General features: G+C 59.9%; 6 protein-coding genes. 3 read left to right on the top strand and 3 right to left on the bottom strand.

The genetic code is table 11. The features are described from left to right. Window positions 1–78 precede the first annotated feature (78 nt). The 3 genes from QZ540_RS03630 (at window position 79) to QZ540_RS03620 (ending at window position 3,098) form a co-directional block, all read left to right on the top strand. Window positions 79–735, top strand: a complete 657-nt coding sequence (locus QZ540_RS03630) for an HAD family phosphatase (RefSeq protein ID WP_294627816.1) — start codon at window positions 79–81, stop codon at window positions 733–735. Window positions 736–1,063: 328 nt separating this feature from the next. Continuing rightward, the gene (gene dps / locus QZ540_RS03625) at window positions 1,064–1,561 is read left to right on the top strand and encodes a DNA starvation/stationary phase protection protein Dps (protein ID WP_294627814.1); all 498 of its coding nucleotides are present in this window, start codon (window positions 1,064–1,066) and stop codon (window positions 1,559–1,561) included. A gap of 418 nt (window positions 1,562–1,979) precedes the next feature. After that, on the top strand, window positions 1,980–3,098 hold the full coding sequence (locus tag QZ540_RS03620) for a VIT1/CCC1 family protein (RefSeq protein ID WP_294627818.1): 1,119 nt from the start codon (window positions 1,980–1,982) through the stop codon (window positions 3,096–3,098). Between the two features lie 160 nt (window positions 3,099–3,258). Here the strand turns inward: QZ540_RS03620 and QZ540_RS03615 are convergent, their stop codons facing one another. The 3 genes from QZ540_RS03615 to sucC all read right to left on the bottom strand — a co-directional run bounded on the left by QZ540_RS03615 (window position 3,259) and on the right by sucC (window position 6,533). Then, window positions 3,259–4,185, bottom strand: a complete 927-nt coding sequence (locus QZ540_RS03615; RefSeq protein ID WP_294627812.1) for an amino acid oxidase — start codon at window positions 4,183–4,185, stop codon at window positions 3,259–3,261. 234 nt (window positions 4,186–4,419) lie between these two features. Further along, the gene (gene sucD, locus QZ540_RS03610; protein ID WP_005504562.1) at window positions 4,420–5,337 is read right to left on the bottom strand and encodes a succinate--CoA ligase subunit alpha; all 918 of its coding nucleotides are present in this window, start codon (window positions 5,335–5,337) and stop codon (window positions 4,420–4,422) included. Between the two features lie 29 nt (window positions 5,338–5,366). Beyond that, window positions 5,367–6,533: an ADP-forming succinate--CoA ligase subunit beta gene (gene sucC, locus QZ540_RS03605; protein ID WP_005504561.1), complete on the bottom strand. Its 1,167-nt coding sequence runs from the start codon at window positions 6,531–6,533 to the stop codon at window positions 5,367–5,369. Window positions 6,534–6,701: the final 168 nt, after the last annotated feature.

Here is a 6,701-nt window from a genome sequence, read left to right as displayed (position 1 = left end):
GCGGGCACAGATTTTTTGGTGACGATTGGGGATGCTGTCCTGCGGTCGCCCCAGAAATAAACCGGTAGGCTTAATGGCATGACGACTACGAACACCTTCCCCGCCGCCATTCTCTTCGACCACGACGGAACCCTGGTTGACACCGAACCCGTATGGGCTGCCGCTAAGGTTGCTCTTGCCGCAGATTTTGGTGGCACGTGGACCGAGCAGGACACCCTCGATTGTCTGGGTCTGTCCATGCAGTTCACTCTGGATCGCCTGCGCGAGCGCGGCGTGGACCTGCCGGACGAAGAGATTAATGAACGTCTTGTGGCGAAGGTGCACGATGCTCTGGCGCACCAGCCGGTAGAGTTCCTGCCCGGTATTGAACGTTTCCTTGCGGAGGTTCGCGAGGCGCAGATTCCGGCGGCCGTCGTCACCAATGCGACCACTTCCGTAGCTCGCCGCACCGCAAACGCGGCTCCCGAAGGCACGTTCTCGGTCATTATCGGTAACGATGAGACCACTCACCCCAAGCCGGACCCGCAGCCGTACCTTTTGGCGGCGGAGCGCCTGGGCGTTGACCCGACCCAGTGTGTGGCGATTGAGGACTCCCCTTCGGGTGTGCGTAGCGCGACCGCGGCAGGCATGCGCGTGATTGTTGTGCCGGGTGAGCTGGAGGTTCCGGCAGAACTGGGCACCGCACGCTTCAAGCATGAGGAGCTGACCCTGGAGGCGGTTCGCGCGCTGGCGTAGCCGCGTAGTTCGCGGGCTGAAAGCTCCGTAGAAAACTGAATACGCTTCACCAATAAAGGGTGGGATGCGCGAGATGAGACACCACGCATCCCACCCTTTGTGCATGCCTAAATGGGGAGCTATGCGGGCGCTTGGGTATGGCTTTTAGGCAGGGGCTTTGGGTGTTGGCTTTTGGACACAGCGCGACACGCAGATGACAATTTATTACGAATTACTCAGAATAACCTTGACAATGGATTCTTAAAATGATTTACTCATAATAACGATTCGGCGGGGCACACAAACCCCACCGAACCAAAAACATCACAGCATCAAGAAGGAGACCATCATGGCATTCGCAAACTACACCGCACCCGGCCTGACCCTCGAAGAAGGCAAGGGCATTTCCGAGGTTCTCCAGGCACGTCTGCACGACCTCAACGACCTGCACCTGCTGCTGAAGCACGCCCACTGGAACGTGACCGGCCCCGGCTTCATCGCCGTTCACGAAATGATTGACCCCCAGGTCGACACCGTCCGCGAGTTCGTCGACGCCATCGCAGAGCGTATGGCAACCCTGGGCGCAACCCCCAACGGCCTGGCTGGCGCACTGGTCGCACAGCGCTCCGTCGAGGACTACCCCGTCGGCCGCGCACGCGTTGCCGACCACCTGCACGCCCTGAACGACGTCTACACCCGCGTGATTGAGGACCACCGCAAGGCGATTGCTTTCGCTGGCGAGTCCGATCCCGTCACCGAGGACCTGCTGATCGGTCAGACCGCTGAGCTGGAGAAGTTCCAGTGGTTCATCCGCGCGTTCCTGGAGAACGGCGAAGGCAACATCTAAGCCGCAACTATCTAAGTCGTAGCATCTAAACTGCAGTCCACTCGGGCGGCAAGCCGTATAGGCGCTAGATTTTAGAGTCACGAGCCGGGCGGGTGCGCTCTCCTTTTTTACGGAGGGTGCACCCGCCCGGCTTTTTATGCGCGAATCTGCGCCGCCCCTCGCTCTCCATTCCTACGCGGCTCAATCTTTTACTCCTCGTCCGCTCGGCATCACAAAGTACGTTGAGGCGAACTTCAACACCGGGTTAGGCCGTCCTAGATTTTCTGTTCGGAGTGCTCTACAGTGGTTCACTGGTCAACACAGAACACACAGATCGAACGCATGATTGAGCGCCCGGGAGCTGCCCGGCGCGCCCCGCACCGGCGGAAAGAGAGATATGAGCACGCACGCACCCTACGAGCACGGCGAAGAGACCGAGATGCTCCAAGGCGAGCACCAGCCGACCCGCCACAGCGCGGTCACCGACCCTACGCCCGCGCAGATTAAGCGTTGGCGCCGCTACCTAGCTGATGAAGAGTCGGAGGCGCGTATCTACCGCTACCTGGCTCGCCGCGCCGAGGGTACCGACCGCGAAATCTTGCTGCAGGTTGCCGAGGCGGAGAAGCGTCACCAGCAGCATTGGCGTGACATGCTCGGCGAGCACGCGGATGTGCACGTGCGCCCGTCCCTACAGTCTCTGCTTCTGCAGTTCTTGGCGAAGAATTTCGGTTCGGTGTTTATTCTGGCGATGGCGCAGCGCGCGGAGTCTCGCTCCCCTTACGCTGAGGACCCGGACGCCACCGAGGAAATGGCGGCTGACGAGGCAATTCACGAGGAGATTATTCGCGCCCTGGCGACCAGCGGCCGCGAGAAACTCTCGGGTAATTTCCGTGCGGCGGTCTTTGGCGCTAACGACGGTTTGGTGTCAAACCTGGCGCTGATTATGGGTATTACCGCCTCGGGTGCGTCCAGCTCGATGGTTCTACTCTCGGGTATTGCAGGCCTGCTGGCGGGTGCGCTGTCGATGGCTGCTGGCGAGTTCGTGTCGGTGCGTTCTCAGCGTGAGCTGCTGGATGCATCCCAGCCGACCCAGGTGACCCTGCGTGTTGCACACGATTTGGATTTGGACTCGAACGAGCTGGAGCTCATTTACCGTGCCCGCGGTATGGATCCGGAGGCGGCTCATCACCGTGCGATGGAGCGTTTCGGCTACATGGATTGTGACTGCGATCCGTCGCTGTCTCACCGCGAGGATGAGGATCGTGAGGAGAACGTGGCTTTGGGTACCGATATTGGTGCCGCCGCTGCTTCGTTTGCGTTCTTTGCTTCGGGTGCACTGGTTCCGATTCTGCCCTATATCTTTGGCTTGTCGGGTGTATTCGCGATGGTGCTGTCTCTGCTGTTTGTGGGTGCGGCGCTGGGCTTCACCGGCGGCGTGGTGGGTCTGCTTTCGGGCGCTTCCCCGCTCAAGCGCGGTATTCGCCAGATTCTAATTGGCTTCGGCGCGGCGTTTGTGACCTACCTGCTGGGTCTGGCCTTCGGCACGACGGTCGGCTAATTCCAATTCCTGAATACGCTTTAGACAAGTCTATATAGCCATTACGGCATGCTCTTCGCTCTCCCGTGAGGCCTGCATCCTGGGCATAGAAAACCCCGGCGGGTGAGTTATCCGCCGGGGGTTTTCTACATGCTCTTAGCCCGTATGAGGGGTTGATCTATTACGGGTGAATCTCCGCGGTGGTGGCCTGACCGGAAACGCTCTCCGAGCCGGTCGCACCGTTGCCGGAGTAGGTCAGGTTTGCGACCTGCACGGTGGAGGTCTGCTTGTACGAAACCCAGCCGTCGTTTGCCGGGAAGCGCAGCTGCGCCGGCATGAAGTTAGTCTGGCTGTAGTACTTGGTGCCGGACTGCTTCATGGTGTACGCCTTGCTGGTGGTGTAGACGATACGACCCTTGAAGGTGTAGGTGCCGTCAGAGTTTTTGGTGACGGTCGGTACTTCTGCGGTCCAGGTGCCGGCGGTCTGCGCGACGGACAGGTACTTTGCCTGGCCTGCGGAGGCTACCAGTTCGGTGGTCTTACCGGTCAGCTTGCGGCCGGAGGGGGCCCATGCCTGGCCGTTGATCTTACCGAACTTAAGGAGCGACTGGGCACTGGCGGAGACGGTGTACTCAACCTCGGTTACGAAGGTCGCGCCCGCTGCGAGGGTGACGCTGCTTCCGGGGATGTAGCCGGTGCCGGTTGCGGTGTCCTTGGTCGGTACGGACCACCAGAAGCCGCTGGAGGACATGTACGCGCCGTTTGCGCCGGTCTGGGAGTTGGTGACGGGGGTGAACTTGCCTTCGCCGTTGACGTAGGTTGCGCTCTTGGGCTTGGAGGTTGCGTCGTCCCAGTTGATGTCGGAGTCGGGGGTGCCGGAGGCGGTGAAGTGCGCCTCGGGGGTTGCCGGGTTGATGGTGCCGGTGTTGTTGGAGGATGCGTAGCCGACGTAGCCGCCGTTGTTCTGCACGCTGACGTACACGCCGTACTGTACGCCGGGGGTTTCCTTGGATGCGGCGTATGCGGGAACGGCTGCGGAGGCTGCGACGACGGGTGCGGACCAGACGCCTGCCTTGGCGATGGCGCGGCGAGAGATGGGCTGGGTCATGAGTGTGGTGATCTCCTGTGAGTGTTTGGTGTTTCTTGGAGCCGCTCAGAATGGTTCTGACTAGGCTCAATGTCCTCCAGTATACAAAGGTTCTGGTTATACTTACATATTTTTGTGGCACTGTGTGCACAATCTTACTTTCTAGTGCAATATTTGCGGGCGGTAGCGGGGCGTTAAAAGCACAGATGCCGGTAGCCTCATGGACTACCGGCATCTGCCGCAATACTATGCTGTTTACTTCGCTGCGAAGATTTCGCGCATCAGGTTTGCAGCCTCGGAGGGGGTCTTACCGACCTTCACGCCTGCTGCTTCCAGAGCTTCCTTCTTCGCCTGAGCGGTACCGGAGGAACCGGAGACAATAGCGCCTGCGTGGCCCATGGTCTTACCCTCAGGAGCGGTGAAGCCTGCAATGTAACCAACGACGGGCTTGGTCACGTTTGCCTTGATGTACTCTGCAGCACGCTCCTCAGCGTCACCACCGATCTCACCAATCATGACGATTGCTTCGGTTTCGGGGTCAGCTTCGAAAGCTTCCAGAGCGTCGATGTGGGTGGTGCCGATGATGGGGTCGCCACCAATACCGATAGCGGTGGTGAAACCAATGTCGGACAGTTCGTACATCAGCTGGTAGGTCAGGGTACCGGACTTGGAGACCAGACCGATCTTGCCCTTGCCGGTGATGTTCGCCGGGATAATACCAACCAGGCACTCCTCGGGGGAGATGATGCCGGGGCAGTTGGGGCCGATGATGCGGGTGATCTGCTTGCCGTTCTCGTCCACGGATGCCTTAGCGGCTGCCCAGAACTCTGCGGAGTCCTGAACCGGAACGCCCTCGGTGATGACGACGACGAGACCGATCTTAGCCTCGATAGCCTCGAGAACTGCTGCCTTGGTGAAGGCCGGGGGAACGAAGACGATGGAGACGTTCGCGCCGGTCTTCTCCATAGCCTCAGCTACGGAACCGAACACGTTCAGCTCGATGTCGGAGCCGTCCTTCGCCTTGTGGGTGACGGTGGTGCCAGCCTTGCGAGCGTTCACGCCGCCCACAATGTTGGTGCCTGCTGCGAGCATGCGTGCGGTGTGCTTGGTACCCTCGCCACCGGTGATGCCCTGAACGATGACCTTGGAGTCCTTGTTCACAAAGATAGACATATTACTTCCTTGAAATCCTTTGCTGGCGATTACGCCTTGTGAGCGAGCTCTGCTGCCTTGTCAGCGCCGGAGTCCATGGTCTCAGCCAGAACAACCAGCGGGTGGTTCGCCTCGGAGAGGATGCGGCGACCCTCAGCAACGTTGTTGCCGTCCAGGCGCACAACCAGGGGCTTGGTTGCTGCGTCGCCCAGAATCTCCAGAGCCTTCACGATGCCGTCTGCCACTGCGTCACATGCGGTGATGCCGCCGAAGACGTTCACGAAAACGCTCTTGACCTGCTCGTCGCCCAGAATGATTTCCAGGCCGGCAGCCATAACCTCAGCGGACGCGCCGCCACCAATATCAAGGAAGTTTGCGGGCTTGACGTTGCCGTGGTTCTCACCAGCGTATGCAACGACGTCCAGGGTGGACATAACCAGACCTGCACCGTTACCAACGATGCCGACCTCGCCGTCCAGCTTCACGTAGTTCAGGTCGAACTGCTTTGCCTTAGCTTCCAGCGGGTTCTCAGCGGACTTGTCCACGAGAGCCTCGTGCTCGGGCTGGCGGAATTCTGCGTTGTCGTCCAGGGAGACCTTGCCGTCCAGGGCGAGGATGGTGCCCTCGGGGGTCAGAACGAGGGGGTTAACCTCAACCAGGGTTGCGTCTTCCTTAGTGTAGACTTCGCCCAGCTTGACGAGAACGGGAACAACCTTCTCCTGCAGTTCTGCGGAGAAACCTGCTGCCTTAGCAATTTCTTCAGCCTTAGCCTGGTCCAGGCCGACCAGCGGGTCAACCTCAATCTTTGCCAGTGCCTCGGGGCGCTCAGCAGCGAGCTGCTCAATTTCCATACCGCCTTCTACCGAGCACATTGCCAGGTAGGAGCGGTTTGCGCGGTCCAGCAGGAGGGAGAAGTAGTATTCTTCGGCGATGTCTGCGCCGTCAGCGACCAGCACGCGGTGAACGGTGTGGCCCTTGATGTCCATGCCGAGAATTGCCTTAGCGTGCTCGTAAGCTTCTTCGGGGGACTTTGCGAGCTTAACGCCGCCAGCCTTACCGCGGCCGCCGGTCTTAACCTGAGCCTTAATGACGGTCAGGCCGCCAATTTCCTCAGCTGCTGCCTTTGCTTCTTCAGGGGTGGTCGCAACAATGCCCTTGAGCACGGGTACACCGTGCTTTGCGAAGAGCTCGCGCGCCTGGTATTCGAAAAGGTCCACAGGTGTCCTTCTTCTTCGAAGTGGTGCCGAGTACTGGTGCACTCGGCCTGGTCATTAGAGGAGGTTCCCCCATGCGGCCGGTACGGTGCGATAGGGGTCTCTCGCACCCGGCGCACACGCATCATTGACGCGGGGAATTTCTCTCGTCTCTACTCTATCGGATTCGGC

This window comes from uncultured Rothia sp. (assembly GCF_916049665.1).
GTDB lineage: Bacteria > Actinomycetota > Actinomycetes > Actinomycetales > Micrococcaceae > Rothia.
The sequence above is the reverse complement of the archived record's forward strand: the minus strand, read 5'-3'. Positions and strand labels throughout refer to the sequence as shown.

Coding starts and splice junctions, on each gene's coding strand:
- QZ540_RS03630 (WP_294627816.1), top strand. CDS start 79: ATGACGACTACGAACACCTTCCCCGCCGCCATTCTCTTCGACCACGAC.
- dps (WP_294627814.1), top strand. CDS start 1,064: ATGGCATTCGCAAACTACACCGCACCCGGCCTGACCCTCGAAGAAGGC.
- QZ540_RS03620 (WP_294627818.1), top strand. CDS start 1,980: ATGCTCCAAGGCGAGCACCAGCCGACCCGCCACAGCGCGGTCACCGAC.
- QZ540_RS03615 (WP_294627812.1), bottom strand. CDS start 4,185: ATGACCCAGCCCATCTCTCGCCGCGCCATCGCCAAGGCAGGCGTCTGG.
- sucD (WP_005504562.1), bottom strand. CDS start 5,337: ATGTCTATCTTTGTGAACAAGGACTCCAAGGTCATCGTTCAGGGCATC.